General features: G+C 70.3%; 20 protein-coding genes and 1 pseudogene. 15 read left to right on the forward strand and 6 right to left on the reverse strand.

Translation table 11 applies throughout. The annotated features are described in order from the left end of the window. Positions 1-29: 29 nt before the first annotated feature. On the forward strand, positions 30-977 hold the full coding sequence (locus AC1RQG_RS15715) for a LysR family transcriptional regulator (RefSeq protein ID WP_493132946.1): 948 nt from the start codon (positions 30-32) through the stop codon (positions 975-977). Between the two features lie 18 nt (positions 978-995). On the opposite strand, the gene AC1RQG_RS15720 is transcribed toward AC1RQG_RS15715, so the two are convergent. Together AC1RQG_RS15720 and fabG are read right to left on the reverse strand one after the other, a co-directional pair. After that, complete coding sequence (locus AC1RQG_RS15720) at positions 996-2,474, reverse strand: AMP-binding protein (protein WP_493132947.1); 1,479 nt, start codon at positions 2,472-2,474, stop codon at positions 996-998. A 39-nt stretch (positions 2,475-2,513) separates the two neighbouring features. Continuing rightward, complete coding sequence (gene fabG, locus AC1RQG_RS15725) at positions 2,514-3,251, reverse strand: 3-oxoacyl-ACP reductase FabG (protein ID WP_493132948.1); 738 nt, start codon at positions 3,249-3,251, stop codon at positions 2,514-2,516. On the opposite strand from fabG, the gene AC1RQG_RS15730 reads away from it, so the two are divergent. The 13 genes from AC1RQG_RS15730 to AC1RQG_RS15790 all read left to right on the forward strand — a co-directional run bounded on the left by AC1RQG_RS15730 (position 3,250) and on the right by AC1RQG_RS15790 (position 22,213). Continuing rightward, on the forward strand, positions 3,250-4,236 hold the full coding sequence (locus tag AC1RQG_RS15730) for a porin (protein WP_493132949.1): 987 nt from the start codon (positions 3,250-3,252) through the stop codon (positions 4,234-4,236). The genes fabG and AC1RQG_RS15730 overlap by 2 nt on opposite strands. 80 nt (positions 4,237-4,316) lie before the next feature. Continuing rightward, positions 4,317-5,510 carry an E22 family MetX-like putative esterase gene (locus tag AC1RQG_RS15735; protein WP_493132950.1) on the forward strand — a complete coding sequence of 398 codons (1,194 nt, stop codon included), beginning with the start codon at positions 4,317-4,319 and terminating at the stop codon, positions 5,508-5,510. A gap of 143 nt (positions 5,511-5,653) precedes the next feature. Next, the gene (locus AC1RQG_RS15740) at positions 5,654-5,890 is read left to right on the forward strand and encodes an antitoxin (protein WP_493132951.1); all 237 of its coding nucleotides are present in this window, start codon (positions 5,654-5,656) and stop codon (positions 5,888-5,890) included. Then, entirely contained in the window at positions 5,890-6,294 is a 405-nt protein-coding gene (locus AC1RQG_RS15745; protein ID WP_493132952.1) for a type II toxin-antitoxin system VapC family toxin, read from the forward strand. Before AC1RQG_RS15740 ends, AC1RQG_RS15745 begins: the two co-directional genes overlap by 1 nt. Before the next feature lie 28 nt (positions 6,295-6,322). Continuing rightward, complete coding sequence (locus tag AC1RQG_RS15750) at positions 6,323-7,174, forward strand: hypothetical protein (protein ID WP_493132953.1); 852 nt, start codon at positions 6,323-6,325, stop codon at positions 7,172-7,174. Positions 7,175-7,390: 216 nt separating this feature from the next. Further along, positions 7,391-9,646 (forward strand): TonB-dependent receptor, encoded by a 2,256-nt coding sequence (locus AC1RQG_RS15755; RefSeq protein ID WP_493132954.1) that lies wholly within the window; start codon positions 7,391-7,393, stop codon positions 9,644-9,646. Positions 9,647-9,751: 105 nt separating this feature from the next. After that, complete coding sequence (locus AC1RQG_RS15760) at positions 9,752-10,600, forward strand: carotenoid biosynthesis protein (protein ID WP_493132955.1); 849 nt, start codon at positions 9,752-9,754, stop codon at positions 10,598-10,600. Further along, positions 10,597-11,988, forward strand: coding sequence for an oxygenase MpaB family protein (locus AC1RQG_RS15765; RefSeq protein WP_493132956.1), 1,392 nt, complete (start codon positions 10,597-10,599; stop codon positions 11,986-11,988). Before AC1RQG_RS15760 ends, AC1RQG_RS15765 begins: the two co-directional genes overlap by 4 nt. After that, entirely contained in the window at positions 11,985-15,629 is a 3,645-nt protein-coding gene (locus AC1RQG_RS15770; RefSeq protein WP_493132957.1) for a response regulator, read from the forward strand. Before AC1RQG_RS15765 ends, AC1RQG_RS15770 begins: the two co-directional genes overlap by 4 nt. Continuing rightward, entirely contained in the window at positions 15,626-16,561 is a 936-nt protein-coding gene (locus AC1RQG_RS15775; protein ID WP_493132958.1) for a diguanylate cyclase domain-containing protein, read from the forward strand. Before AC1RQG_RS15770 ends, AC1RQG_RS15775 begins: the two co-directional genes overlap by 4 nt. Before the next feature lie 13 nt (positions 16,562-16,574). Further along, positions 16,575-17,204, forward strand: a complete 630-nt coding sequence (locus tag AC1RQG_RS15780; protein WP_493132959.1) for an Hpt domain-containing protein — start codon at positions 16,575-16,577, stop codon at positions 17,202-17,204. Between the two features lie 133 nt (positions 17,205-17,337). Continuing rightward, positions 17,338-21,315, forward strand: a complete 3,978-nt coding sequence (locus AC1RQG_RS15785) for a PAS domain S-box protein (RefSeq protein ID WP_493132960.1) — start codon at positions 17,338-17,340, stop codon at positions 21,313-21,315. Continuing rightward, the gene (locus AC1RQG_RS15790) at positions 21,296-22,213 is read left to right on the forward strand and encodes a diguanylate cyclase (RefSeq protein WP_493132961.1); all 918 of its coding nucleotides are present in this window, start codon (positions 21,296-21,298) and stop codon (positions 22,211-22,213) included. Before AC1RQG_RS15785 ends, AC1RQG_RS15790 begins: the two co-directional genes overlap by 20 nt. Before the next feature lie 21 nt (positions 22,214-22,234). Here the strand turns inward: AC1RQG_RS15790 and AC1RQG_RS15795 are convergent, their stop codons facing one another. The 3 genes from AC1RQG_RS15795 to AC1RQG_RS15805 all read right to left on the reverse strand — a co-directional run bounded on the left by AC1RQG_RS15795 (position 22,235) and on the right by AC1RQG_RS15805 (position 25,201). Continuing rightward, positions 22,235-23,311, reverse strand: coding sequence for a GGDEF domain-containing protein (locus AC1RQG_RS15795; RefSeq protein ID WP_493132962.1), 1,077 nt, complete (start codon positions 23,309-23,311; stop codon positions 22,235-22,237). A 331-nt stretch (positions 23,312-23,642) separates the two neighbouring features. Next, positions 23,643-24,476, reverse strand: coding sequence for a pyridoxamine 5'-phosphate oxidase family protein (locus tag AC1RQG_RS15800; protein ID WP_493132963.1), 834 nt, complete (start codon positions 24,474-24,476; stop codon positions 23,643-23,645). Next, positions 24,473-25,201, reverse strand: a complete 729-nt coding sequence (locus tag AC1RQG_RS15805) for a glutathione S-transferase (RefSeq protein WP_493132964.1) — start codon at positions 25,199-25,201, stop codon at positions 24,473-24,475. The genes AC1RQG_RS15800 and AC1RQG_RS15805 overlap by 4 nt, the downstream gene beginning before the upstream one ends. Positions 25,202-25,307: 106 nt before the next feature. Between AC1RQG_RS15805 and AC1RQG_RS15810 the strand changes: the two are divergent. Next, a pseudogene (locus AC1RQG_RS15810) lies at positions 25,308-26,165 on the forward strand (LysR family transcriptional regulator); the annotation flags it as partial. A gap of 49 nt (positions 26,166-26,214) precedes the next feature. On the opposite strand, the gene AC1RQG_RS15815 reads toward AC1RQG_RS15810, so the two are convergent. Continuing rightward, positions 26,215-26,771: response regulator (locus AC1RQG_RS15815; protein ID WP_493132965.1), on the reverse strand; the 557-nt coding region annotated here is incomplete at its 5' end.

Raw genomic sequence — 26,771 nt, forward strand, 5'->3', positions numbered from 1 at the left:
TGCATCCACCGCATGAATTGGACGACACCATGGACCTCAAACGGCTGCGTTACGCCATCGCCCTGGCTGAAGAACTGAATTTCGCGCGCGCCGCCGAGCGCGTGCACCTGTCGCAGCCTGCGCTGAGCCGCAGCATCCAGACGCTGGAGGAGGAACTGGGCCTGCCCCTGTTCGACCGCGACAACCGCAACGTCAAGCTGACCACGGCCGGCGCCGTGTTCCTCGAGCGGGCCCGCAAGCTGACCTTCCAGATGCGCAACCTGGAGCGCGACATGGGCTTGATCCGCAACGGGGAGATGGGCCAGGTGGCGTTCGGCGTGGGGCCGCTGCCCACCGCCTCCATGCTGCCAGAGCTGGTGCGCCATGTGCGCCAGACGCGCCCCGGCCTGTCGCTGCAGATCGCCAGCAACAACTGGCGCAACCTGCTGGTGAACCTGAAGGCCGAGCAGATCGAGTTCTTCATCGCCGACGCGCGCGACATCGCGCCCGATCCGGACCTGGCCATCACGCCCATCTGCCGCCAGCATGGCCGCTTCATGGCGCGCGCCGGCCACCCGCTGCTGGCCCGGCCCGGATGCGGCGCGGCCGACACCCTGCCCTTCGGCTTCGCCTCGCTGTTGCTGCCGCTGGAGATGAAGGCGCTGTTCCGCCGCGTGCTGGGCCTGGCCCCCGATGCGCCGCTGCCGGTGACCTTCGAATGCGACAACATGCACATCCTGAAGGACATGGCGCGCGACGACGACATCATCCTGCTGGCGACCGAGGCGGCCGTGGCCAGCGAGATCGCGGCCGGCACGCTGGCGGCGCTGGAGATTCCGGACCTGCCGCCCATGTACGCGGAGATCAGCGCGGTCCAGCTGGCCGGCCGCACGCTGTCGCCGGCCGCGCGCCTGGTGCTGGACCGGCTGCACGCCATCGCGGCCACGGCGCCCGGCACCACCGTGTTCCGCGACGGCCGCTACCAGCCCGCCGCGTGAACGGCCACCGCCCGCGTGCTACGCGCGCAAGGCGCGGCGCAGGATCTTGCCCACGTTCGACTTGGGCAGCGCGTCCACGAACTGCACCGCGCGGGGCACCTTGTAGGCCGTGAGCTGGGTGCGGCAATGGGCGATCACCGCCTCCGCGCTCAGCTGCATGCCCGGCACCGCCACCACGAACAGCTTGACCGCCTCGCCCGTGCGCTCGTCCGGCACGCCGATGCACGCGCATTCGGCCACCCCGGCCAGCCCCGCCGCCACCGCCTCGATCTCGCCGGGGAAGACGTTAAAGCCCGACACCAGCACCATGTCCTTCTTGCGGTCGACGATGCGCAGCAGGCCGCGCGCGTCGATGCTGCCCATGTCGCCGGTGCGGAAGTAGCCGTCGCGCGTGAACGCGGCGGCGTTGGCTTCCGGCTGCCGCCAGTAGCCGCGCATCACCTGCGGCCCCTTCACGCAGATTTCGCCCGGCTGGCCCGGCGCCACGGGCGCGCCGTCGTCGTCGCGCAGCTGCACGTCGGTGCCGGGCACGGGCAGGCCGGTGGTGCCGTTGAAATCGCTCATGGCCAGCGGGTTGAACGACACCACGGGCGAGGTCTCCGACAAGCCGTAACCCTGGCAGATGGGGTGCCCCGTCAGGGCCTGCCACTGTTCGGAGGTGGCCTGCAACACGGGGGCGCCGCCGCCCACGGCCAGCCGCAACCGCGAGAAGTCCACCTCGCCGATGCGCGGATGGCGCGCCAGCCCGAGCGGGATGGCCGTCACCACCGACACCTCGCCCTCCTTCAGCGTGCCCGTCATCTGGGCCCGGAACTGCGCCGTATTGGCCACCAGGTTCCCGTGCGACAGCGCCGCGCCCTTGGACAGGCCGGTGGTGCCGCCCGTGTACTGCAGGAACAGCAGATCGTCCGGCCCCAGCGCCACGGGCAGGCGCGCCAATGTCGCCCCGGCCCGCAGCGCGTCCGTGAAGCGATGCGTGCGGCCCAGCCGCGCATCGACGGCCGGCGCGGATTCGCCCGACGGCGCGCCATCGGTCAGGCCCACCGTCACCACCGTCCGGATGCCGGTGCCGGCCATCGCATCGGCCAGCGTGGCCGTGGCGGCGTCGAACACGATGATGCTCTCGCAGCCGGCGTCGTTGAGCTGGTGCGCCAGTTCGCGCGCCGTGTACAGGGGGTTGACGTTGACCTGCACGGCGCCGGCCCGCGCCAGGCCCAGGCAGGCCAGCGGGAACGCCAGCACGTTGGGCAGCATCAGCGCCACGCGGTCGCCCTTGCGCACACCCAGCGCGTGCTGCAGCCAGGCGGCGAACGCGCCGGACAGGCGGTCCACGTCGGCGTAGCTGAGCGTGTGGCCGTAGGCGTGGAAGGCCGGGCGTTGCGCGTGGCGCCGCATGGCCGCCTCCAGCAACTGCACCACGTTCTCGCAGCCGGCCGTGTCTATCTGTTCAGGGATGCCATACTCGCGGTAGGTGGCGAGCCAGGGTTGGGGATGCATGCGCAAAACTCCTTGAGTAGTCAATAAATTGGGTGCCGCCTACAGGGTCAGGCCGCCGCTCACTTCGAGCGTGGCGCCGTTGACGTAGCTGGCCTCGGCCGACAGCAGGAACACGACGGCGGCCGCGATCTCGGCCGGCTGGCCCGTGCGCCGCTGCGGTATCCGGGCCACCATCTCCTGCATGGCGGCCGGCGGAATGTCCTGCACGATGGAGGTGGCCACGAAGCCGGGGCAGACGGCGTTGCTGCGCACGCCCTTGGGGCCCAGCTCGCGGGCCCAGGTCTTGGTCATGGCCAGCACGCCGGCCTTGGCGGCCGCGTAATTGGTCTGTCCGAAATTGCCGCTCAGGCCCACGATGGACGAGATGTTGACGATGGCGCCGCCCTGCTCGATCAGCGCCGCCACGCACGCGCGCGTGCAGTGGAACACGCCCTTCAGATTGATGTCGATCACGCGGTCCCACTGGGCCTCGCTCATCCTGGCCAGTTGGGCGTCGGCCACCACGCCCGCGTTGTTCACCAGCCCGTCGAGGCGGCCCAGCTCTGCCAACGTGGCCGCCAGCGCGGCCTGCACGGACGCGCCATCGGCCACGTCCACCACGCAGCCGGCCGCGCGCGCGCCCGTCGCGCGCAGGCGCCCGACCGCGTCGGCCACCGCCTCGGCCCGCACGTCCCACACGGCCACGGCCGCGCCCTGCGCCGCGCAACGCTCGGTGATGGCGAGGCCGATGCCCTGCGCGCCGCCCGTCACCACGATCACCTTATTCGTCAAATCCATGCCATTCTTCCGCCTGGAAAGCCGCTTCACGGCCGACACCCGCCCCAGCACCCCGCTGGTGCCCGGCTCCACCACCAACGTGGGCGCCGCCACCGGCTGGGCCGACGGCGACACCTGGGCCGGTCTGGCGGGCGACTTCGGCAGCGTCTACTTCGGCAAGTCCACGCTGTACTACGCCGACACCATGGCCATCCCCAACCTGGGCATCAAGGGCGCGGGCGAGTCGTACCGCATCTGGGACGGCAACGGCCTGAGCACCTTCAACCTGCTGAGCCAGGTGGGCACCAAGGGCGGCGTGCTGACCACGCTGGGCATCACCCGCTCGCAGAACGTGGTGCGCTGGGATACCCCCACTGTCAAGGGCTTCGACGGCAGCCTGGCCTACACCAAGAACGCTTCCGGCGACGAGAACCACTTCGGCTGCGCCGGCTGCGCCACCGACTATGAGGCGGGCGGCACCTGGTACGGCCGTGTGCGCTACAACGACGGCCCCCTCACCGCCTCGATGAGCGTGTTCCACACCAAGGTGCAGGGCGCCGTCGTCACCGCGCCCTACCTGGGCCCGCTGGACAAGACCGGCTACCGCGCCGGCGTCGCCTACACCTTCCCGACCAACCTGAAAGTGGGTCTGGTGTACGACAACACCAACGTCCACAACGGCATCCCCGGCGCCACCGGCGACGCCAAGCGCGGCGTGTTCTCTATCCCCGTCAGCTACATGTGGGACAAGCACGCCGCCTACTTCACCTACACCCGGGCCGGCAGCACCAGCAACCTGGACAACAGCGGCGCCAAGCAGCTGAACCTGGGTTACGACTACGCGCTGGCGAAGAACACCTTCCTCGGCGTGTTCTTCACCCAGTTGAAGAACGACAGCAACGGCAGCTACTCGCCGTTCCTGAGCGGCAGCGCGCTGGGCGGCTCGGCGCCCAAGACGGGTGAAGGCTTCCGCCAGTTCTCGCTCGACCTCAACTACTGGTTCTAAGCCGACGCAAGACTGTCGCTAAGCGGAACGGCCGGCTCCGGCCGTTCCCGCCCCTCCCTTCCCCTTTTTCTGGACATCCTATGCGTACATTGAATCGCCTGGCGGTATTCGCGCTGGCCGTGGCCGGCTTATGCGGCGCCCGGCCGGCGTGGTCCTACGACCAGCTGGTGGAAAAGAAGACCTTCACCCTGCCCTCGCTGACCACGGTGGGCGGCAAGACCATCAAGCAGGTCAAGGTCGGCTATGAAACCTACGGCACCCTGAACGCCGACGGCAGCAACGCCATCTTCATCCCCCACTACTTCTCCGGCACCTCGCACGCGGCCGGCAAATACGCCGCCACCGACCCGGCGCCCGGCTACTGGGACGCCCTGATCGGCCCCGGTAAGCCGCTCGACACGGACAAATACTTCATCGTCTCGGCCGACAACCTGGTCAACCTGAACGTGAAGGACCCGCACGTCGTCACCACCGGCCCGGCCAGCATCGACCCGGACACGGGCAAACCCTATGGCATGCGCTTCCCCATCGTGACCTTCCGCGATTCCGTCAACGTCCACAAGGCGCTGGTGGACGCGCTGGGCGTCAAGCACCTGCAAGCGGTGATCGGCGCCTCGGGCGGCTCGATGCTGACGATGGAATGGGCCGCCTCCTATCCCGAGCTGGTGGAACGGGCCATTCCCGTGATCCCGGGCGGCCTCGCCTTCAATCCGTATGCGGTGGAGGTGGCCAGCGTGTGGGCCGCCGCCGTCACCAACGATCCGAAATGGAACCACGGCGACTATTACGGCAAGGAGGAACCGCTGCAGGGCGTGGCCGAGGCGATGAAGATGGTCAGCCTGTCGTCGCGCCACTACGGCTGGGCCGAGCGCACGTTCGGCCGCAAGCCCGCCCAGCCCGGCCACGAGCCGATCGACGGCTGGGATAACCTGTACGCGATCGAAGCCACCTTCAACGCCGGCGCGGCCGCCGCCGCCAAGCGCACGGACGCCAACTCGCTGCTATACACCATCAAGGCCAATCAGCTGTACAGCGTGTACCAGGCGGCGGACCTGCAACAGGGCCTGCAGCGGATCAGGGCCCGCGTGCTGTTCATCCCGGCCGACTCCGACCTGCTGCTGTTCCCCGACTACAGCCGGCAAGCGATGGCCCAGCTGCGCGCGCAGGGCAAGCAGGCCGAGTTGTTCGAGCTGCATGGCGACGGCGGGCATCTGGACGGCATCTTCCAGATCATGCAGGCCGGCCCGGCGATTCGTGCTTTTCTGAGCAAGTAAGCGCAAGTAAGGAAAAAAAGCACTTGTTGGCTACGCTTGGGTCAGCGACAGCATTCCTGGCCCAAGCGGCACGCGCCTGCGCTCGCGCGCGCACCTCAAAATTCGTGCTAAAGTACATCCAAGTACACACAAGGATGGACCACATGCGAACCACGCGCGTATTCAAGAACGGTAACTCGCAGGCCGTGCGCATTCCGGCCGAAATCGCCTTCGATCGGATGGACATCGAGCTGGAAATCGAGCGGGTAGGCGAAGAAATCAGAATACGTCCGGCGCGCCGGCCTTTGACGGATGTCATGAAAAAATTCGCCCGGTTCGGACCGGACTTCATGGCTGAGGGCCGTGGCGACCAGGAACAAGGCGAGCGGGATCCTTTGTGATGCCGATGTACATGCTCGACACCAACATGTGCATCTACTTGATGCGCCACCAGCCAGAGCAGGTCGCCCGCCGTTTCGCCCAATGTTACGCCGGGGATGTGGTGATGTCCGCCATCACCTATGCCGAGTTGCAGTATGGGGTGACTGTTGCGCAAGACAGTGCGCGGGAGGGCCGTCATCTGGCCGCGCTCATTGAAGACATCCCGGTTGTGCCATTCGATGCGGCGGCGGCGTTGTCCTATGGGCCTATCCGGCACGCCACGCGAGAACGGAAGAGAGACCAGCTCGATAAGCTGATCGCTTCACATGCTGTTGCTCTGCGTGTAACGCTGGTAACGAATAACGAGCATGACTTTGTGGCTTATCCCGGCCTGCGCATCGAGAACTGGCTGAATGACCAGTAAGACAGAGAAACACGCACGGGAAGTAGGCATGGACGCCAAGGACTATGCCGAACGGGTCGCGCACGGCTACCGCAAAGCCAATCTCAGCGGGCTGCTCGCACAAGTTCGAGCACCAGGCCGGTACGCGGACGCGCATGGCGAGATCGCACTCACTGCGGGAGAACTGGGCCTGTTTAACCCGGTAGAGTCCGGCGAACAGTTGATCGCGGCCGCCAACGCGAGAAGAAATGGACAAACGGAATTCAAGCTAGCGTTCAAGCATCCACAGCGCGGGTTATGCCACGGATTAAACCCATATACTGATTGGTCAATGTCTATCCTGAGGCAAAAGCCACGTCACACTTACCTATTCCTTGGACTTGATTTTTACAGTGTTGCCGATCTGGCCAAGGTGGGCGACTGGACAAGCTATCTGCAAAACCCATTCGGAGATCGGGACCTGTTCTGGCATAGGCTTTGGGCATGGATCATGCACAAGACCGTTGATACTGGCAAGAAATACCCAGTATGGGAACAAACGATACAACGCAGCGACGCTGCCTCCTTCGTTCAAGCCGATGGCGGCGCGTTCATTTTTCACAATCTGATTCCCTATTTGCGCCCCGCCTATATGGGTAGCACCGCGATTAACTGGCCACAACAAGAATTGCGCAAGGAAGCCATCAAGCATTGCATTATCGACGATCTCAGTATGTTAAGGGAGCTGTCCGCAGGCCCGATGCGCGCCCATTGCACCAACCAGGCGGCGGCCAGGATGCTGCGCGCTGCGGGTTTCGCGCCGGACGATATCATTTGCTGGGGCGCCCACCCTTCAAAAATATTTCATCCATCGACGCTCTATCGGCGCAACTTGTATTTCAAAGCGCAAGAAGCAAGGTGATCAAGGGCACGCAGCCAGGTGCACTTGCTTTCACAAGTGTCCGTTTTTACCCTCATGCCCAAGCGAGGGACTATTTCCCAGCATCACGACCTGTTAGACTCACAGACGTTGCAGCACAAGACAACATCATTATCAAATAATTACATGTGTGGTGAGACTAACATTCCGTGGCCGGGCCGGGGGTGGGGTAACACGACCAGACTGGGGAATGGTTCCATGATCAACAACAAAGCGCGCTGGCAGCCGGCGCTGCTGGCCGCATCCGTGTCGGCCGCATTGCACGGCATGGCGCACGCGCAAGCCGGGCAGCCCACGCCCGACAACGCCGACGGCCAGGTGCAGGAAATCGTCGTCACCGCGCAGCGCACGGCCTCGCTCGAATCGCGCACGCCGGTGGCCATGTCCGTGCTGACGGGCGAGCAACTGCGCCAGGCCGGCCTCGACCAGCCCGCCGCGCTGGCCGCCCGCCTGCCCAATGTGCACCTGGACGGCGCCGCCGCCGCGCTGAAAATCACCATCCGCGGCGTGACCAACGCCGACACCACGGAAAAAGGCGACCCGTCGGCCGCCTTCATGGTCGATGGCGTCTACCTGGCCCGTCCCACGCAGCAGAACCTGAGCTTCTACGACGTGGACCGCATCGAAGTGCTGCGCGGTCCGCAAGGCACGCTGTACGGCCGCAACACGACGGCCGGCGCCATCAACGTGATCACCAACGCGCCCGGCCGCCAGCTGGAGGGCGCCGTCGGCGTGGAACTGGGCGACTACGCCAGCCGCAAAGTCAACGCCATGCTCAACGTGCCCGTCAACGACGCGCTGGCGCTGCGCGCGGCCGTGGCCGCGAACCGCCACGACAGCTATCTGATCAACGGCCAGGGCACGCCCTACACGCTGGGCCTGGACCGCGACGACGTGTCCGGCCGCCTGTCGGCCAAACTCGCGCTGAGCCCCGCCGCCTCGCTGCTGCTGCGGGTCGACCACAGCTCGGTGCGCGACAACAGCGACCGCATCGTCCCCGACACCAATTTCTACCGCGGCGTGGCCAGCGGCCAGCCCACCTGGTACGACGCCGGCACCGACCAGCGCCTGACCAACGGCTTCGTGCCGCCCAACACCCGTCCCGAACAGGGCTACGACCACAAGACCACCACCGGCCTGTCGGCCGAGCTGGGGTGGAACCTGGGCCCGGCCACCGTGACCTGGCTGGGCGCCCACCGCCGCTTCGACAACCACATCCTGTTCAACTACTACTACCGTCTGCAACCAGGCTTCGCCATCGGCGTGCACCAGAACTTCGACGGCGTGAACACGCAGGATTCGCACGAGCTGCGCGTGGCCACCAACGGCGCCGGCCCAATCAGCGCGCAGGCCGGGCTGTACTACTTCCGTGAAGAGACCAACACGCTGTACACCTTCCGCGACCTGACCCTGCTTGGCCTGCCGCCGTACTACGCGTTCCCGATCGGCCCCACCACCGCGCGCAGCAAGGCCGTGTTCGGCCAGGCCACGTGGCGCGTGACGGACCGCCTGCGCGCCACGGCCGGCGTGCGCTACACCGACGACGACAAGTCGCGCGTGGGTTCCACCAACTTCCAGCAGGGCCCCGTGTTCAACCCGGCCACCGACCTCAGACTGCTCAACGCGGCCGAAATCGACACCCACAGGAACACCTGGCGCCTGGGCCTCGACTACGATGTCACGCCCGCCACCTTTGTCTACGCCACCCTGTCGACCGGCTACAAGGCGGGCGGCTTCAACGACGGCTGCCTGGCCGGCACCAGCGCGCTCGGCATCCACTGCCCGGCCGCCGTGGCCGTCCCCGCCAGCACGCTGTACTACCAGCCCGAAACGCTGACCTCGCGCGAAGCGGGGGTCAAGACCCGCTTCTGGGACAAGCGCGCCAGCCTGAACCTGGCCGTGTTCGACTACGACTACCGCAACCTGCAGTTGTCCGGCGCGGCCATCGTGCGCGGCGCGCCGCAGTACGTGACCACCAACGCCGGCGTGGCCAGCGTCAAGGGCCTGGAGGCGGACGGCCAGATCCACCCCACGGCCGACGACCGCGTCAGCTACGGCCTGACCCTGCTCGACGCGCATTACGTGTCCTACACGCCGGACGGGGTGCACTCGTGGGCCGGCACCAAGCTCGACCGCGCCCCCGCCAACACCGTCACGGCCGGCTACGAGCACCGCTTCCGCCTGGCCGCCGGCCAGCTGTGGGCCGGCATCGTGTCGCGCCGCAGCGCCGCCTACATCATCGGCGTGCCGACCCAGCAGCTGCGCTACACCATCCCGGCCCGCACGGCCAGCGACGCCACCGTGCGCTACCAGCCGGCCGGCGCGCCATGGAGCGTGCAGGCCCAGGTCCGCAACATGGAGAACAAGGTGCAACCGATCGCCATCGACAGCTTCGGCATGGTGGTGCCCAGCGACCCGAGAACCGTCGCCGTGCGTTTCGATTACCGTTATTGAAGTCCGTTGTTGAAGTCCGTTGTTGAAGCCCGTCCGTGAAAGCCCGCAGCCAGTCCGCCGCGCCCGCGCGGCGCCCGTCAACTCTATGACCCGAAAAAACCGCTCATGAAGTCTGCCCTGCACCACCTGCCTCGTTTGACCAACGTCCTGTTGATCGCCTTCCTGGCCGCCACGCTGTCGCGCGGCTATGGCGACACGACCAAGCTGTTGATCGTCAGTTCGCTCATCATGTTCGCCTGCTGCTGGAGCAGCGCCGCCCACCTGCTGGGCGCGCGCGCGGCCCGCAACTTCGTCGTCATCGGCGTGGTGCTGGGCTGGCTCGCCGAACAACTGGGTTCCAGCTACGGCTGGTTCTTCGGCAGCTACACCTACACCGAGGTGCTCGGCCCGCGATTGGGCGACGTGCCTGTCATCATTCCGCTCATGTGGTTCGCGCTGTGCTACGTGGCCTACGTGATCGGCAACCTGATGGTGTGGCAGTCGCCCACCGACGGCGCGCCGGCGCTGCGCCAGACGCTGGTCATGTCGCTGCTGGCGGCCATGATCGTGACGGCCTACGACCTGGGCGCCGATCCCTACATGGTGTATGGCATCAAGGCCTGGATCATGACCAAGACCGATGGCTGGTGGTTCGGTGAAACCCTGCAAGGCTTCGTGGGCTGGATGCTGGTGTCGTTCACCATCGTGTTCCTGTTCCGCCTCACGCTGCGCCAGCGCGCGCCCGTGGCCGCCCTACCGGTGGCGCGCCGCCACGCCATGGTGCCGCTGCTGATCTACGGCGGCAGCATGGCGTTCCAGGTGGCGCAAGGCACGCCGGTCGAGACCCGCACCATCGCCCTGTTCGCGATGGGCCTCCCGCTGCTGGTGGCCGTGTGCGGCTTTGAGCGCTGGCGGCAGCCCGCCGAGGCCAGCGCGCCGGCCGGCGTGGCGGCCCCACACGCGGCGAGGGCATGATGCGCGACACCATCTCCCGCTCCAGCACCCTGCGCGCCGACCCGCTGGCCGACGACACCATCGCCCGCGTGCTCGGCCCGTGGGACAAGCATGGCGACAACGCGGCCCAGTGGCAAGCCATCGCCACCATCAACGACCAGCTCACGCAGTGGCAGACCAACGGCGCGCTGCCCGGCTGGCGCGCCAGCGACGGCGTGCCGCCGGCCATCGCCGCCGCGCTGGAAAGCTACATCCAGGCCGGGCTGCGCCTGCCCGACTGGGCCGAGCCGGCCAAGATCGCCCGCGCCGAGGCGCTGTTCATGGACATGAGCATGCTCTCGTGCACCCTGCTGTTCTGCGCCAGCCTGCCCGAATGCTATGTGATTCCCGACCTGGCCGGCGTGCTGCACGCGGCCGGCCAGCTCGAGCAGCACACCGATTACCGCATCCGTTCCACGGCCGCCATGCTGTTCCCGGTCCTGATGCGCGGCGGCCTGACGGATGCCAGCGGCGGCGGCGTGGCGCAAACGCTCAAGGTAAGACTGATCCACGCCACCATCCGCCACCTTATCCTGCGCGGCAATCCGTCCGACGCCGCGCGCCCCGAGGCGCCGGCCATGGTGCCGCCGCTGGCCGCGCTGGCCGGCCAGTCGCGCAGCATGCAGGGCACCTTGTACGCCCACGGCTGGAACGTGGAGCGCGATGGCCTGCCGTGCAACCAGGAGGAACTGGCCTACACGCTGCTCACCTTCAGCTACGTGTTCCTGCGCGCGCTGCGCAAGCTGGGCCTGGGGCTGCCGGCCGAGGATGAACACGCCTACCTGCACACCTGGAACGTGGTCGGCCACGTGCTCGGCATCGAGCGCGCCATGATGGCCGACACGATGGAACAGGCCGAGGCGCTGTTCAACCGCATGCAGGCCGGCGGCCGCGCCCATCCCTATGTGCCCGACGCCCGTCCGGCGCTCGGCGCGGCCCTGATGCAGACCATGGAGAAGGAACTGCCGCTGCGCGTGCTCAAGCCCTTCCCCGTGCTGCTCACGCGCCACCTGTGCGGCCCGGCCGCCGCGCGCGACCTCGGCTTGACGCAGCGCGTGTCGCTGCCGTCGCGCGCCCTGTTCGCCCTCTCGATGGGCACCATCCGCCTGATCGACGCGACGGCACGCCTGATCTGGCCGCAGTTCTCGCTGTCGCGCCTCGTCACGCGCGTGGTCGGCTACCAGTTCACCGTCAAGCTGCTGATGGACCAGACCCGGCCCCTGAAGCTGCCGCAAGCGCTGCTCAACCAGGTTGGCGCCGTCACGGCCGGCTGGGACCAGGACCGCCAGGCGCCGCGCTGGATCAACGCGCTGGAGACCCGCCTGACGGGCCGCCGCAAGCGCCTGATCCCCACCGGGCCGCAACCATGACCGGCGCGCCGTCGTTGGCGTCGCGCGCGTTGGGCGCGTCGGGCGCGGTGGGCGCGGTGGGCGCGGGCCGGCCATGGCATGCGCGACTGGCGGCATGGCCGCCGCTGCGGTGGGCATCGCCGCCGCCGGCCTTGCTGGCCGCCCTGCTGACAGCATCGCTGGCCGCATTGCTGTCGTTGCTGTTGCTGCTGCCCGGCGTCGCCCGGGCCGCCCCCGCCTCCGCCCCGGCCCCGCTGCTGCTGGCCGACGCCATGGGCCAGGTCGACGCCTGGCCCGCCCTGACCGTGCTGTCGGACCCCGGCGGCAAACTCGATGTGGACGGCGCGCGCGCCGCCGCCGCCCGCTTCACCGTCCCCGACTCCGCCTACGCCACCCTCGGCGTGCACCGCGACGTGCTGTGGCTGCGCATTCCCGTGGCCGTGGCGCCCGGCGGCGACGGCGACTGGATCCTCAACATCGACTACGCGGCCCTCAACCGGGTCGACGTCTACGTGAGCGCCAACGGCGCCATCGTGCGCCACGCGGCCATGGGCAACCTGCTGCCGCGTTCCCAGGCCGGCGCGCGCGGACGGGCCCCGGCCGTGGCCCTCAAGCTGGCGCCCGGCGCCGGCCAGGTGCTGTGGCTGCGGGTGCAGAACACGGGTTCGATGATCCTGCCGATCCGCCTGTCCACCCCGGCCGCCTTCCACGCGGCCGCCCTCAACGAGCAGATGCTGCAAGGCTTGCTGATCGGCCTGAGCCTGTGCCTGCTGCTCTACAGCCTGGCCCAGTGGCTCAACCTGCGCGAACCGCTGTTCGGCAAATACGCGCTGCTCACAGCCGGCACCACCATGTTCTCGGTCGAGTTCTTCGGCCTGGGCACCCAATACCTGTGGGGCAACCAGGCGTGGATGACCATGCACGCCGGCGGCCTGTTCGCGCTGATGGCCTCGTGCGGCGCCTACCTGTTCGTGGAGCAGGCGCTGGCCCGCCCCGGCATGGACCGCGTGTTCAGCCGCCTGATGCACGCCGGCGCCGCGCTGGCCGTGCTCAGCGCCGCCGCCTACGCCACCGACCTGATCGGCGTGCAGACGCTGGTGGCCATCGTCAGCACGCTGGGCCTGATGCCGATGCTGCTCGGCCTGCCCGGCGCCTTCCTGCGCGCGCGCCGCGGCGACGCCGTCGGCATCTACTTCCTGATCGGCTGGGCCGTCAGCTTCATGTCCTCGGTGCTGCTGTCGCGCGTCATCAACGGCGCCGTGGCCGCCAATTTCTGGACCATGCACGCGCTCCAGTTCGGCAACATGTTCGACATGCTGGTGTTCATGCGCATCCTCGGCCTGCGCACCAAGGCCATGCAGAGCGCCATGCTGCGGGCCGAGGCGGCCACGCGCATGAAATCGGACTTCCTGGCCAACATGAGCCACGAGATCCGCACCCCGCTCAACGCCATCATCGGCATGAGCCAGCTGGCCATGATGACCGAACCGAGCCCGCGGCTGCGCAATTACGTGAGCAAGATCGAGGGCGCCGGCCAGCACCTGCTGGGCATCATCAACGACATCCTCGACTTCTCCAAGATCGAGGCCGGCAAGCTGACGCTCGAATCGGTGCCGTTCGCGCTCGACGACCTGCTCGAACACCTGGCCAGCCTGACGGCCATCAAGACCGACGACCGGCGCGTGGAGCTGGTGTTCCGCGTCGAGCGCGGCGTGCCGGCGCGGCTGGTGGGCGACCCGCTGCGGGTCGGCCAGATCCTCATCAACCTGACCAACAACGCCGTCAAGTTCACCGACCGCGGCGAGATCGTGGTGGCGGTCGACGTGGCCGAGCGCAAGGGCGAGCAGGTGACGCTGCGCTTCAGCGTCAGCGACACGGGCATCGGCATGAACGAGGAACAGCTGGTGCGCCTGTTCCAGTCGTTCAGCCAGGCCGACGGCTCCATCACGCGCCGCTACGGCGGCACGGGCCTGGGCCTGTCCATCTCCAAGCAGCTGGTCGAGCTGATGGGCGGCGCCATCCGCGTCAGCAGCACGCCCGGCGTGGGCAGCCGCTTCAGCTTCACCGTCGCGCTGGGGGTGGCCGATCCGGCCAGCGCCCCCGTGGCGCCGCCGGCCGAGGCCCTGCGCCAGGTGCGCGTGATGGTGGTGGACGACAGCGCCACGGCGCGCGAGGCGCTGGTCGAGATGCTGGCCTCGTACGGGGTCACGGCCCATGGCGCCAGCTCCGGCGAGGAATCGCTGTACCTGCTGGCGCGCGCCGCCGACGAGGGCGCGCCCTACCAGGTGGTGCTGATGGACTACATGATGCCGGGCTGGGACGGGGTGGAGACCATACGCCGCATCCACGCCGATCCACGCCTGGCCGCGCCGCCGGCCATCCTCATGGTCAGCGCCTGCACCCGCGAGACGGTGCAGCAGCAGGAGGGCCAGTTCCAGCTGCACGGCTTCCTCACCAAGCCGGTCGGCCCGGCCCTGCTCTATCACAGCCTGCTGCAGGTGCTGCGCCCCGACCTGGCCGGCCCCGGCAACCCCGCCGGCCCCGGCATGGGCGCGCCCGACCTGGCGCGCCTGTCCGGCGCCCGCATCCTGCTGGTGGACGACAACGCCAACAACCGCGAAGTGGCGCAGGACTTCCTCGCCATGGCGCGCGTCGAGGTCGATGTGGCCGTGCACGGCGGCGAGGCGGTGCGCATGGTGCAGCAGCGCGACTACGACCTGGTGCTGATGGATATCCAGATGCAGGAGGTGGACGGACTGACGGCCACCCTGCAGATCCGCGCCCTGCCCGGCCTGCGCGACCTGCCGATCATCGCCATGACGGCGCACGCCATGGCGGGCGACCGCGAGAAGAGCCTGGCGGCCGGCATGAACGACCATGTGACCAAGCCGATCAACCCGGAACTGCTGTTCCGCGCCCTGCACAAGTGGATAGACCCGGCACGGCTGGCCGGCCGCCAGCCGCCGGCCACGCCCGGCCCGGCCAGCGGCGGCGGCGCGCACGCGCGGGAACCGCTGCCGCCCGTGCCCGGCATCATCTGGCAACAGGCGCTCGACAGCGCGTGCCAGCAGCGCCAGCGCCTGCACAAGCGCATCGCCAGCTTCCTGCTGGAGTACCAGGGCGGGCCGCAGGTGGTGCGCGAGGCGCTGCGGGCCGGCCACCACACGGCCCTGCAAAGCCTGGCCCACACCCTCAAGTCGAGCGCGGCCTACCTGGGCGCGGCCGAGCTGTCGGCCCAGGCCAACGCCGTCGAACAGGCGCTGCGCTCGGGCCAGCACGAGCGCTGCGCGGCGCTGGCCTCGGAACTGGCGGACACGCTCGACATCGTGCTGGCCGGCCTGGCCACCGTCCGGACGCCGTCGGCCGCGCCCGCGGGGCCAGCCGCGACGCCCGTCCCGCCCACGGCCGCCGCCCATGCGCCGGAGCCCGACATGCCCGGCGCCGGGCCCCTGATCCGCCAGCTTGAGACGTTCCTGCGCCACGACGACGCGCGCGCCGAGGACGCCGTGCACGCGCTGCAGGCCCTGCCCGGCGCGGCCCGCCACGGCGCCCTGCTGGCGGCAATCCAGCAAGCGGTGGACGAGATCGAATATGATGTCGCATTGGCACCGCTGGCCGAATTGGCGCGCGCCCTGAATCTGAATTTGGAAATGAGCGCATGAATTTGTCCGGAATGCAAAAAGTACTGGTGGCCGACGACGACGCCATCAACCGCCAGGTGCTGGCCGAGCTGCTCAAGCCCGACTACACGGTGCTGCTGGCCAAAAACGGCGCCCAGGCCCTGGAGCGGGCCACGCGCCACGCGCCCGACCTGATCCTGCTCGACGTGATGATGCCCGACATGGACGGCTACGAAGTGCTGCGCCAGTTGCGGGCCGACCCGCAGACGGCCGGCATCGCCGTCATCTTCATCTCCGGCCTGGACCGGCCCGAGGACGAGGCCAACGGCCTCAAGATGGGCGTGGCCGACTACATCGCCAAGCCGTTCAACGCCACCGTGGTGCTGGCGCGCGTGGCCCTGCACCTGCAGATGGTGCGCCAGCGGCGCATGCTGGAACACCTGGCCCACGTGGACGGCCTGACGGAACTGGCCAACCGCCGCCGCTACGACGAGGTGTACGCCAACGAGTGGCTGCGCACCCAGCGCCACGGCCGGCCGCTGTCGCTGGCCATGCTCGACATCGACTGCTTCAAGCAATACAACGACCATTACGGCCACCCGGCCGGCGACCGCGCGCTGCGCGCCGTGGCGCGGGCGGCCGCCGGCCACATGCGCCGTCCGGCCGATCTGGCGGCCCGCTACGGCGGCGAGGAACTGGTGCTGCTGATGCCCGACACGGACGCGCCGCAGGCCCTGCAACTGGTGCAGGCCGTGTGCGCCGACGTGGCGCAACTGGCCATCGCCCACGCCGCCTCCAGCGCCGCCCCGCTGCTCACCCTCAGCGCCGGCGGCGCCACCTTGCGCCAGGCCGACGGCGAGAGCGCGCAGGACCTGCTGGCGGCGGTCGACCGCCACCTGTACCAGGCCAAGCAGGCCGGCCGCAACCGCATCATCTGGCGCGCCGAGCCGGCCACGCCCCCGGAGCATGGTTGAGACGGTGGGGGCCATGAACGACGACGCCGTCCCGCCCATCCTGGACCTCGAGGACGCCAGTGCCCGCAACGGCGTGCAGCGCCCGTTGCTGCTGAGCGCCGCGCGCGCGTTCGCGCACGCCTACGGCGACCTGGCGCCGCAGCTCGACGCCCAGCTGGCGGCCGGCGAGCTGGCCGCGCTGGGGCAGGCCGCGCACCGCATCAAGGGCGCGGCCACGCTGCTGGGCGCCTACCGCCTGGGCGCCGCCGCCGCCGCCCTCGAGCAGGCGCTGCGCGCGGGCGACCCGGCCCCCCTGACCGCCCGGATCCGCGCCTTCGGCGCCGAACTCGAAGCGGCGCTGGCCGCCGTGCGTGACTTGACGCCGGACGCGCCCGTGCCGGACCCGCGGGCCACGCCGAGCGCCGCGCCGTCGGCCGACGCCGACCCGGCGCGGCGCGCGGCGGCGGCCCGGCTGGCGCGGCATCTGGCGCCGCTGCTGCGCGACGGCGACTATGCGGCCGCCGCCCTGCTCGACCAGCTCGACGGCCTGCTGGCCGGCAGCGCCCACAGCGCCCTGCTGGCGTCGATCCGCCAGCAGTTCGACGATCTGGAGACGGAACAGGCGGCGCTGCAGGCCGAACGGCTGGGCGTCGCGCTGGACTGAAAAATGCCCCCGCGCCGTCACCGCGGCGCCACTTTTTTCGCCAGTTGTCCTATACGAGGCGGTACAATTCAAGATCCCGCCCGGGCGGCGGGCCGGAGGCGCGCGCCCTTGCGGGCCCATTTAGAAAAAGACAATGCGGGACAAGACCAGCGCGATCGCGCCCTACCTCAAGCGGTACGCCACCTGGCGCCGGGCCGGCGCGGCGCTGCTGCTGGCCGGCGCGCTGGGCGCGGCCACCTGGTGGGTCGGCCAGCGCGAGGAGCAGCGCGCCATCGCCGGCCTGGAGAGCCGCCTGCTGGGCCGCAGCGCCGCCAACGCCAACCTGCTGGCGCAGCAGATCGGCACGCTGGAGCGGGACGCCCTGTTCCTGTCCAGCCTGCCGCCGCTGGGCGGCATCGCGCGCGCCGCCGCCAACGGCGGCTACGACGCGCCGGATGCCACGACCATGGGACTGTGGCAACGGCGTCTGACGAGCATCTTCAAGGCCTACACCGCCACCAATCCCGACATCCTGCAGGTCAGCCTGATCAGCCTCGACGGCCAGGGCCGCGAGCTGGTGCGCATCAACCGCAGCGGCGCGGCCATCGCCGCGGCCGACCCCGGCCAGTTGCGCCAGGCGGCGCAGGAACCCCACGTGCAAGCGGCGCTGCGCCTGGCCCCGGGCCAGGTCTACGTGTCCGACATCGGCTACGAACGGGACGGCGGGCGCACCGCCACGCCGGCCACGCCCGTCCTGCTGGCCGCCACCGCCGTGCTGGACGAACGGAACCGGCAATTCGCCGTGATCGTCATCGACTACGACGCGCGCGCCATCCTGACGCCGCCGGCCGCCAACCTGCCGCCGGACCTGAACGCCTACCTGACCAATGGCCGCGGCGACTTCCTGCTGCATCCGCAGCCGGGCCGCGCCTTCGGCTTCGAACGGGGCCGGCCGCTGCGCTGGCAGGATGAATTCCGTCTGCGCGACGACGGCACGCGTGCGCCGCTGGCCCGCTACGACGGGCCGGACGGCCCGGTCCTCGTAGCCGCGCGCCGCGTCGGCATCGACCCGCGCCACCCGGAACGCGACCTCACGCTGACCCTGGCCGCCCCGCTGGCCCCCGCCATCGGGGCCGGCCGCATGGCCCAGCTCATGCTGCTGGCGGCCATGCTGTGCGGCGGCCTGGTGGTGGGCGGCGCCGGCTACACGCTGCGGCGCCAGCGCCGCCGGCTGGACGAATACCGGGCCGCCGCCACCGCCCGCATCAAGGAACTGAACGTGTCGCTGGAACAGCAGGTGCGCGAACGCACGCGCCAGATCGAGTCGGTCACCATCCTGCAGCGCGCCATCCTGGCCCACGCCTCGTACTCCATCATCGCCACCGACACGGACGGCGTCATCCGCCTGTTCAATCCGGCCGCCGAGCGCATGCTGGGCTACGAGGCGGCCGAACTGCTGGGCAAGCGCACCCCGGAGATGCTGCACGAGCACGGCGAGGTGGCGGCCCGCGCCGCCGCCCTGTCGCAGGAACTGGGGCGCGAGATCGCGCCCGGCTTCGAGGTGTTCGTGGCCAAGGCCAGGCTGGGCATGCACAACGAGTGCGCCTACACCTATGTGCGCAAGGATGGCAGCACCTTCCCCGCCCTGCTGTCGGTGAGCGCGCTGCGCGAGGACAGCGGCGCCATCATCGGCTTCCTCGGCATGGCCTCCGACATCTCCGCGCGCGAGCAGGACCGGCGCACGCTGGTGGCCGCGCGCGACCAGCTGCTGAACGCCTCGCGCGTGGCCGAACTGGGGATCTGGACCTGGGAGCCGGGCAGCGGCGCGGCGGAATGGAACGAGCGCATGTTCGACTTCTACGACGTGCCCGAGCAGGAGCGCGGCGGCCCGTTCTACGCGCCGTGGCAGGAGCGCCTGCACCCGGAGGACCGGCTGCGCGTGCTGGCCGGCCTGCGCGCCACCGCCGCCGGCACGGCGCGCCAGCACACCACCTTCCGCATCGTCTGCCGGGACGGCACGCTGCGCCACATGCAGGCCGTCACGTCGCAGGAACGGGACCGCCAGGGCCACGTGGTGCGGGTGCTGGGCATCAACCGCGACATCACGCCCGAGCACGAGGCGGAACAGGCCTTGCGGGCCGCCATGGCGGCGGCCGACGCGGCCAGCCGGGCCAAGTCGGAGTTCCTGGCCAACATGAGCCACGAGATCCGCTCGCCGCTGAACGCCGTGCTGGGCATGCTGGCCCTGCTCAAGCAAACCACGCTGGACGCGCGCCAGCGCGACTACACGGACAAGTGCGAGGGGGCCGGCCGCGCCCTGCTGGGCATCCTCAACGACATCCTCGACTTCTCGCGCGTGGAGGCGGGCAAGCTGGCACTCGACCCGCACACGTTCAGCATCCGCGAGCTGCTGCACGAGGTCGACATCATCCTCAGCGCCAACGTGGGCCCGCGCGCCATCGCGCTGCATTACGAGCTGGCCGACGACCTGCCGCCGTGGGTGGTGGGCGACGCGCTGCGGCTGCGCCAGGTGCTGCTCAACCTGGGCGGCAACGCCATCAAATTCACCCACGAGGGCGAAGTGGCGATCTCGGTCGCGGTGCTGGCCGCGCCGTCCGCGCCCGCGCCCGGGGACGGCGGCGGCGAGCTGGCCGGCGTGGCCGGCACCGACCGGCCGGCCCCGCTGGCGCTGCGCTTCGCCGTGCGCGACACCGGCATCGGCATCGCGCCCGAGCAGTTCGAGCACATCTTCGACGGCTTCTCGCAGGCCGAGGCGTCCACCGCGCGCCGCTACGGCGGCTCCGGGCTGGGCCTGGCCATCTGCCGCCGGCTGGTGCAGATGATGGGCGGCACGCTCGCCGTGGAAAGCACGCCCGGCGCCGGCAGCACCTTCAGCTTCGTGCTGCCGCTGCAACGGGGCGCGGCCCCGGCCCCGGCACTGGGCGCGCCGGCCGGTACGCCGGCCACGGCCACGGCCACGGCCACGGCCGCCGGCGCCGACGCCGACGCCGACGCCGGGGCCGCCGCGACCGCCCCGCTGGCCGGCCTGCGCCTGCTGCTGGTCGAGGACAACCTCATCAACCAGCAGGTGGCCGGCGAACTGCTGCGCCACGCCGGCGCCACCGTGGACGTGGCCGACCATGGGCAGGCCGCGCTCGAAGCGCTGGCGGCCGGCCCGCGCTACGACTGCGTACTGATGGATGTGCAAATGCCGCGCATGGACGGCTACGAGGCCACGCGCCGGATCCGCGCCCAGCCGGGCATGGCCCGACTGCCGATCATCGCCATGACGGCCAACGCCATGCAGTCGGACCGCGAGCTGGCGTTCGAGGCCGGCATGAACGACCACGTGGGCAAGCCCTTCGACCTGCCCCGCCTGCTGGCCGTGATCGCCCACCACACGGGCCGCACCGCCGCCGGCGCCGACGCCGCCCACGCCACGCCGGCCGCGCTGGCGCCGCTGCACGTGCCGCCGGCGCTGGGCATCAACGGTGCGGCCGCGCTGGCGCGCTTCAACGGCAACGCCTCCGTCTACCAGCGCGCGCTGCAACGCTTCGCCGCCGACTGCGGCCCGCTGGCGGCCCAGGTGCCCGAAACGCTGGACAGCTCCGCCACCATAGGCGCGGCGGCGCGCCAGCTGCACAGCCTCAAGGGCCTGGCCGCCACCGTCGGCGCGGATCCGCTGGCGGCGCTGGCCCAGTCGATGGAACTGCTGCTGCGCAGCCAGGCCGGCCCGATGGAATGGCAGATGGAGCACGCCCGGCTGATCGCCGAAGCCAGGCGCGCCGCCTCGGCCGCCGCCGAACTGGCGACCGGCATGGCCCAGCACCTGGCCGCCTTCACGGGCGCGGCCGACGATGGCGCCCGCGCCGACGCCGGCGCCCTGCCGCGGGAGCTGGGCCGGCTGCGGCGCCTGCTCGAGGCCTCCAGTCTGGACGCGCTGCCGCTGTTCGAGCGCCTGCTGCGCGAGCAGCGGGCCGCCCTGGAGCCGGAAGCGGCCAGCCTGGAGGCGGCCATGGAAAGCTTCGACCTGGCGCGGGCGGCCGCCATCTGCCAGGCCATCGCGCAGCGGCTGGAACCCACCCCTCAATCTGGAAGGCAGGAAAGTGACCATGCACAAGCTCTCCCCTGAACGCCGCGGCCGGGTGCTGGTGGTCGACGACCAGCCGATCAACATCCGCATGCTGCACGCCGTGCTGGCCGGGGAATTCGAGGTGTTCGCCGCCACCAGCGGCGAACAGGCGCTCGAATTCTGCCGCAACAACAAGCCGGACCTGATCCTGCTGGACGTGGTGATGCCGGGCATGGACGGCCTGGCCGTGTGCCGCCGCCTCAAGCAGGACCAGGACACGCGGGCCATCCCCGTCATCTTCGTCACGGCCGGCACCCTGGCCGAGGAGGAGAATGCCTGCTGGAGCGCGGGCGGGGCCGATTTCGTGTCCAAGCCCGTCAACCCGCTCACGCTGCGCAACCGGGTGCTGGCCCACCTCCAGTTCAAGCTGCACATGGACGCGCTGCAGGCGATGGCGTTCGCCGACGGTCTGACGGGCGTGGCCAACCGGCGCCTGTTCGACGACACATTGAGCGCCGAGTTCCGGCGCTGCGGGCGCAGCGGCGAGCCGCTGGCCATGCTGATGATCGACGTCGATTTCTTCAAGCGCTACAACGACCACTACGGCCACCAGGCCGGCGACGAATGCCTGAAGCGGGTCGCGCTCACGCTCAAGGAGCACCTGAAGCGGCCCTACGACCTGGTGGCCCGCTACGGCGGCGAGGAGTTCGCCTGCATGCTGCCGGACACGGACGAAGCGGGCGCGCTGGCCATCGCCGAGGAACTGCGGCGGGCCGTGGCGGCGCTGGCCATCGCGCACGCGGACAGCCCGGTCGCCGCCCACGTCACCATCAGCGTGGGGGTGGCCGTGCTGCGGCCCGTCCCCGACGGCGACAGCACCGCCTTGCTGCTGCTGGCCGACCAGGCCCTGTACCTGGCCAAGAACGAGGGACGCGACCGCTGCCGCCTGGCCAGCTGAGGGCCGGCCTGCGCGGCGCGCTCAGAACAGGTCGATGGTGCCCGAGCGCACTTCCTCGAGGCGGCCGCTGCGGATCAGCTCATCGTAGAAATAGATGCGGTTGCGGCCATCGGCCTTGGCCTCGTACAGGGCGCGGTCGGCGCGGTTGATGATGGTCTGCGGCAGCACCGTGGGGTCGGCCATGCTGAAGCCACCGCTGATCGACAGCCGCCCCACCTGGGGGAAGATGAAATGGGCCACGGCCTGGCGCGCCCGCTCGAAGATCTGGGTGGCCGTGGCCACGTCGTGGGCGGCCACGATCACGATGAATTCCTCGCCGCCGTAGCGGTACAGCAGGTCGGAGCGGCGGAACGCGCCTTCCAGCAGGCGCGCCGTCAACAGCAGGATCTCGTCGCCGATGATGTGGCCGTGGGTGTCGTTGACCTGCTTGAAATGGTCGATGTCGAGCACCCCCAGCCAGTAGCTCTGGACCCGACCGCCGCGCCGGTTGGGCTGGGCGGCGTCGGCGCCGTGGCGCAGGCGCTGGGCCAGCAGGTCCCACATGCGGTTCAGGTTCAGCTCCAGCGAATAGCGGTTCAGCAGGCCCGTGAGGCGGTCGCGCTGGCTGGCGTCGAGCAGCGCGTAATAGTTGGAGAACACTTCCAGCACGCCATGGATGACGGCGTGCTCGGTGGGCGTGACCTCGTGGTCGCGCTCGAAGACGAAGTAGCCGCACAGGTGGTCGGCCCCGTGCAGCGGGTAGCCGATCAGGTAGCCGTCCGGCTGCTGGCGGGTGCAGTTGCGGTCGAGCAGGCGCAGCGTATCGATCAGTTCGGCCACGGCCGGCTCGAGCTCGATGGCGCTGCTCAACTCCTCGATATGGTCGCTGGTGCGGTGCAGCTCCCCGCCCACGATGGCCGCGTCGCGCGTATGGTGCAGCGCGCGCAGCACCACGCCCTGGTCGTCCACCCGGTACAGCGAGGTGCGCTTGACGCCCAGCATGGGCCCCAGCGTGCGCAGCAGGCTTTGCTCGACCAGGTGCATGTCGCGGCAGGCGGTCATTTCCCCCAGCTGTTTAAGTACGCTGGGCGCGGGGCGTTCCGATTTCAAAGTCAGCATGATGTCGTTCCAGATGCGGGTGAGGGGAATAAGCGCGCATCGGAAGTCTGGGCAAGGGCGGGACGCCTTGCGACACGGCGCGGCGGCGAAGCCCGCGCGGGATGCCAGCGGTACGAACAAGGGAGGGCTGCGGGGATGGGGCGGCCTGCGTCGGCAACCGTCCGCCTTGCGCGCCGGAGCTGCGCAATGCGTAACTGGTAACGCCAAGCCCGCATCGTAGCAAGGAATGACGGCTGCAACAAGTGACAAATTGTGACAGCCGGACGGCGGCGGCCGGACCGGCGCGCAGGTCCGGCCGCCGCCGCGTCCCTCATTCCTCCGGGCGCGGCCGCTAGCGCAGCGGCACGGCCGCGCGTTGCAGCGTGCCGCGCGCCACCCGCAGGCGCCACAGCCGCTCGGCGCCGGGCAGGCCGGCCGCCGCGCCATCCCAGTCCACCTCGGCCCGCCCCTGCAGGTGCAGCACGTCGCCGCTGGCGTAGTCGATCACCAGCAGGGCCGTGCGCGCGTCCGTCAGCATGTTGCCCAAGGTGTTGAAGTAGCGGTTGCCGGCGTAGTCGGGCACGGTCAGCGTGTCGCCGTCGATGCGCACGAAACCGGCCGCGCCGCCCCGATGCGAGATGTCGGCGCCATACTCGCCGCCCGTGGTGGCCACGAACAGCGTGTCGGCGGCGGCCACGATCCGGCGCGCCTCCTCGCTCAACCCGGCGAAGCTGGAGGCGCGCGGCGCGACGCCGCCCCGCTCCGCGTCCGCCACCGGCGCCACGTCGCGCAGCCGGATGTACTTGGGGCAGTTGCCGAACGACGCTTCAACGGCGATGCTGAAGCCGCCATCATCGACCCGGGCGACGGTGCCGTTGGCGCGGTTGCGGCGCCGCGTGCCGAAGTCCAGTCCCAGCACGCCGACGCGGGTACCCACCGGCGCGGCCAGCGGCGCCGCCACCCGCAGCGTGGTGGGGTCGGGGCTGTGCACGAAACCGGGCGCGCCGGTCAGCACCGTGGCCTGGGGCCAGCCATCGTCCTGCACCGTGGCCACCAGCAGGAACGGCAGCAGGGTGAAGAATTCCCGGTGCTGGTCCGGCATGTAATCGCGGATGGCGCCCCCGCTGCTGCCCTTGCCGGCCAGTTGCTGGGCGCGCAGCTCGCCGGGGTGGAATGGCCCGTTCATGCGCGCACCGGCGGTGTGCTGTCGGGCATGGGGATGAAGCCGGGCAGCGCCTCCACGCGCCGCAGCCAGGCCCGCACCGCCGGATAGGCGTCCAGCGCCACCCCGCCCTCGGGCGCGTGGGCCACGTAACCGTAGCACGCCAGGTCGGCCAGCGTGGGGCGGCCGGCGGCCAGGTAGGCGCGCGTGGCCAGGTGCTGCTCCATGAACGCCAGCAGCCGGGCCGCGATGGCGTGGGCGCGCGGCACGTCGCCATCCATGTTCCACAGCGCGGCGGCGCGCGCCGTGGCCGGGCCGAAGCGCAGTTCGCCGGCCGCCACCGACAGCCAGCGCGCGATCTCGGCGGCCTGCACCGGATCGTCGGACAGCCAGCCGCCGTCGGGCGCATAGCGGCGCGCCAGGTAGGTGAGGATGGCGTTGCTGTCGGCCAGCGCCAGGTCGCCGTCCTGCAGCACGGGGATCTGGCCCAGCGGGTTCATGGCGCGGAAGGCGGCGCCATCGCGCACCTCGGGCGGCGCGGCGACCAGCTCGTAGGGCAGGTTCAGCATGTGCAGCAGCAGTTCGACCCGGTGCACGTGGCCGGACAGACGGGTGCCGTGCAGGATCAGGGCCGGGGCGCTGGCGCTGGCGCTGGCGGTGGCGCTGGCGCTGGCGGTGGCGCCGGCGCTGGCGCGGGCGGTGGCGGCGGTGGCGGTGGCGGTGGTGCTGGTGGTGGCGGTGGTGGTCATGGTGGCATCCTCGTTTCGTTGATCGGTGCAGCCATGGTAGGCATTCCACCATTTGATGTAAATAATGCTATAGTGGAAATTACTATTTCACTTTTCGGAAGAATCCATGGACCGCCTCGACGAACTGGGCGTCTTCGTCGCCATCATCGAATGCGCCAGCCTCAGTGGCGCGGCGCGCCGCCTGCGCCGCTCGGCGCCGGCCGTCACCCGCGCGCTGGCCGCGCTGGAGGAACGCCTGGGCGCCCGCCTGATCGAGCGCACCACGCGCCGTCTGGCGCCGACCGAGGCCGGGCTGCGGCTGGCCGACATGGCGCGCCGCGTGCTGGCCGACTACGAAGAAGCGGTGCGCGAAGACCCGGACGCCCCGCTGCGCGGCAAGCTGCGCATGACGGCGCCGCAAGTGTTCGGCCGACGCCACGTGACGGCGCTGGTGATGGCCTTCCTGGACGAACATCCGGCCATGCAGGTGGAATTGCTGTTCAACGACCGCAACCTCGATCTGATCGAGGAAGGCCTCGATCTGGCCGTGCGTATCGGCCCTCTGGCCGACGCCGGGCTGGTGGCGCGCCGCGTGGGCGAGGTGCGGCGCATGGTGGTGGCCAGCCCGGCCTACCTGGCCAGGCGCGGCAAGCCGCAAACGCCGCAGGCGCTTGAGCGGCACGACGTGGTGTTCACGGCGATCCGCTCGCCGCAGGAGGAATGGCGCTTCCGCCACGCGGGGCGCGAGGTGGCCGTGAAACTGGCGCCGCGCCTCTCGCTCAACGACACCGAGGCCACGCTGGTGGCCGTGCGCGCCGGCTTCGGCCTGGGGCGGGCGCTGTCCTACCAGGTGGCCGACGATCTGGCGGCCGGCACGCTGGTGCGCCTGCTGCCCGACTACGAGCCGGAGCCGCTGCCGGTGCACCTGGTCGTGTCGAGCGCGCGCCACATGGCGCCCAAGCTGCGCGCGCTGCTCGAATTCCTGGCCGCGCGGCTGGCCGCCCTGCCCCCGCTGCAGGCGCCGCCGGCGGCCGTCACGGCACGGAAGGCGGCGGCGACGGAACCGGCGGTGGCTCGGGCGGCGACGGGGCCGGCGGCGGCGCGGGCGGCAGGCGCGCCCAGCGCACCACCATCGCGGAGAACTCGGCGGCCGTGAAGGGCTTGGACAGGTAATCGTCCATGCCGGCGGCCAGGCAGCGCTGGCGGTCGCCCTCGATGGCGCTGGCCGTCAGCGCGATCACGGGCAGGCGCGGCGCGCCCGTCTCGGCCTCGCGCTGGCGCAGGCGGCGGCACGCCTCGTAGCCGTCCAGCACCGGCATCATGCAGTCCATCAGCACCAGGTCGTAGCTCGCCGCCGCCAGCGCGTCCAGCGCCAGCTGGCCATTGACGGCCTCCTCCACCTCGCAGCCAAGGCGGGTGAGCAGGATGCGCGCCAGTTGGCGGTTCATTTCCGTGTCCTCGGCCAGCAGCACGCGCACCGCCTTCGCCGCGTCCGCCGGCGGGGCAACGAAGGCCGCGTCGTCGGGCCGTGCCGGCGCCGGCATGGCCGCCGCCGTTCGCGCCGGCGCCGCGTCGGCGCGCCGCGTCGTCC

This window comes from Rugamonas sp. GW822-FHT03B10, from assembly GCF_058801745.1.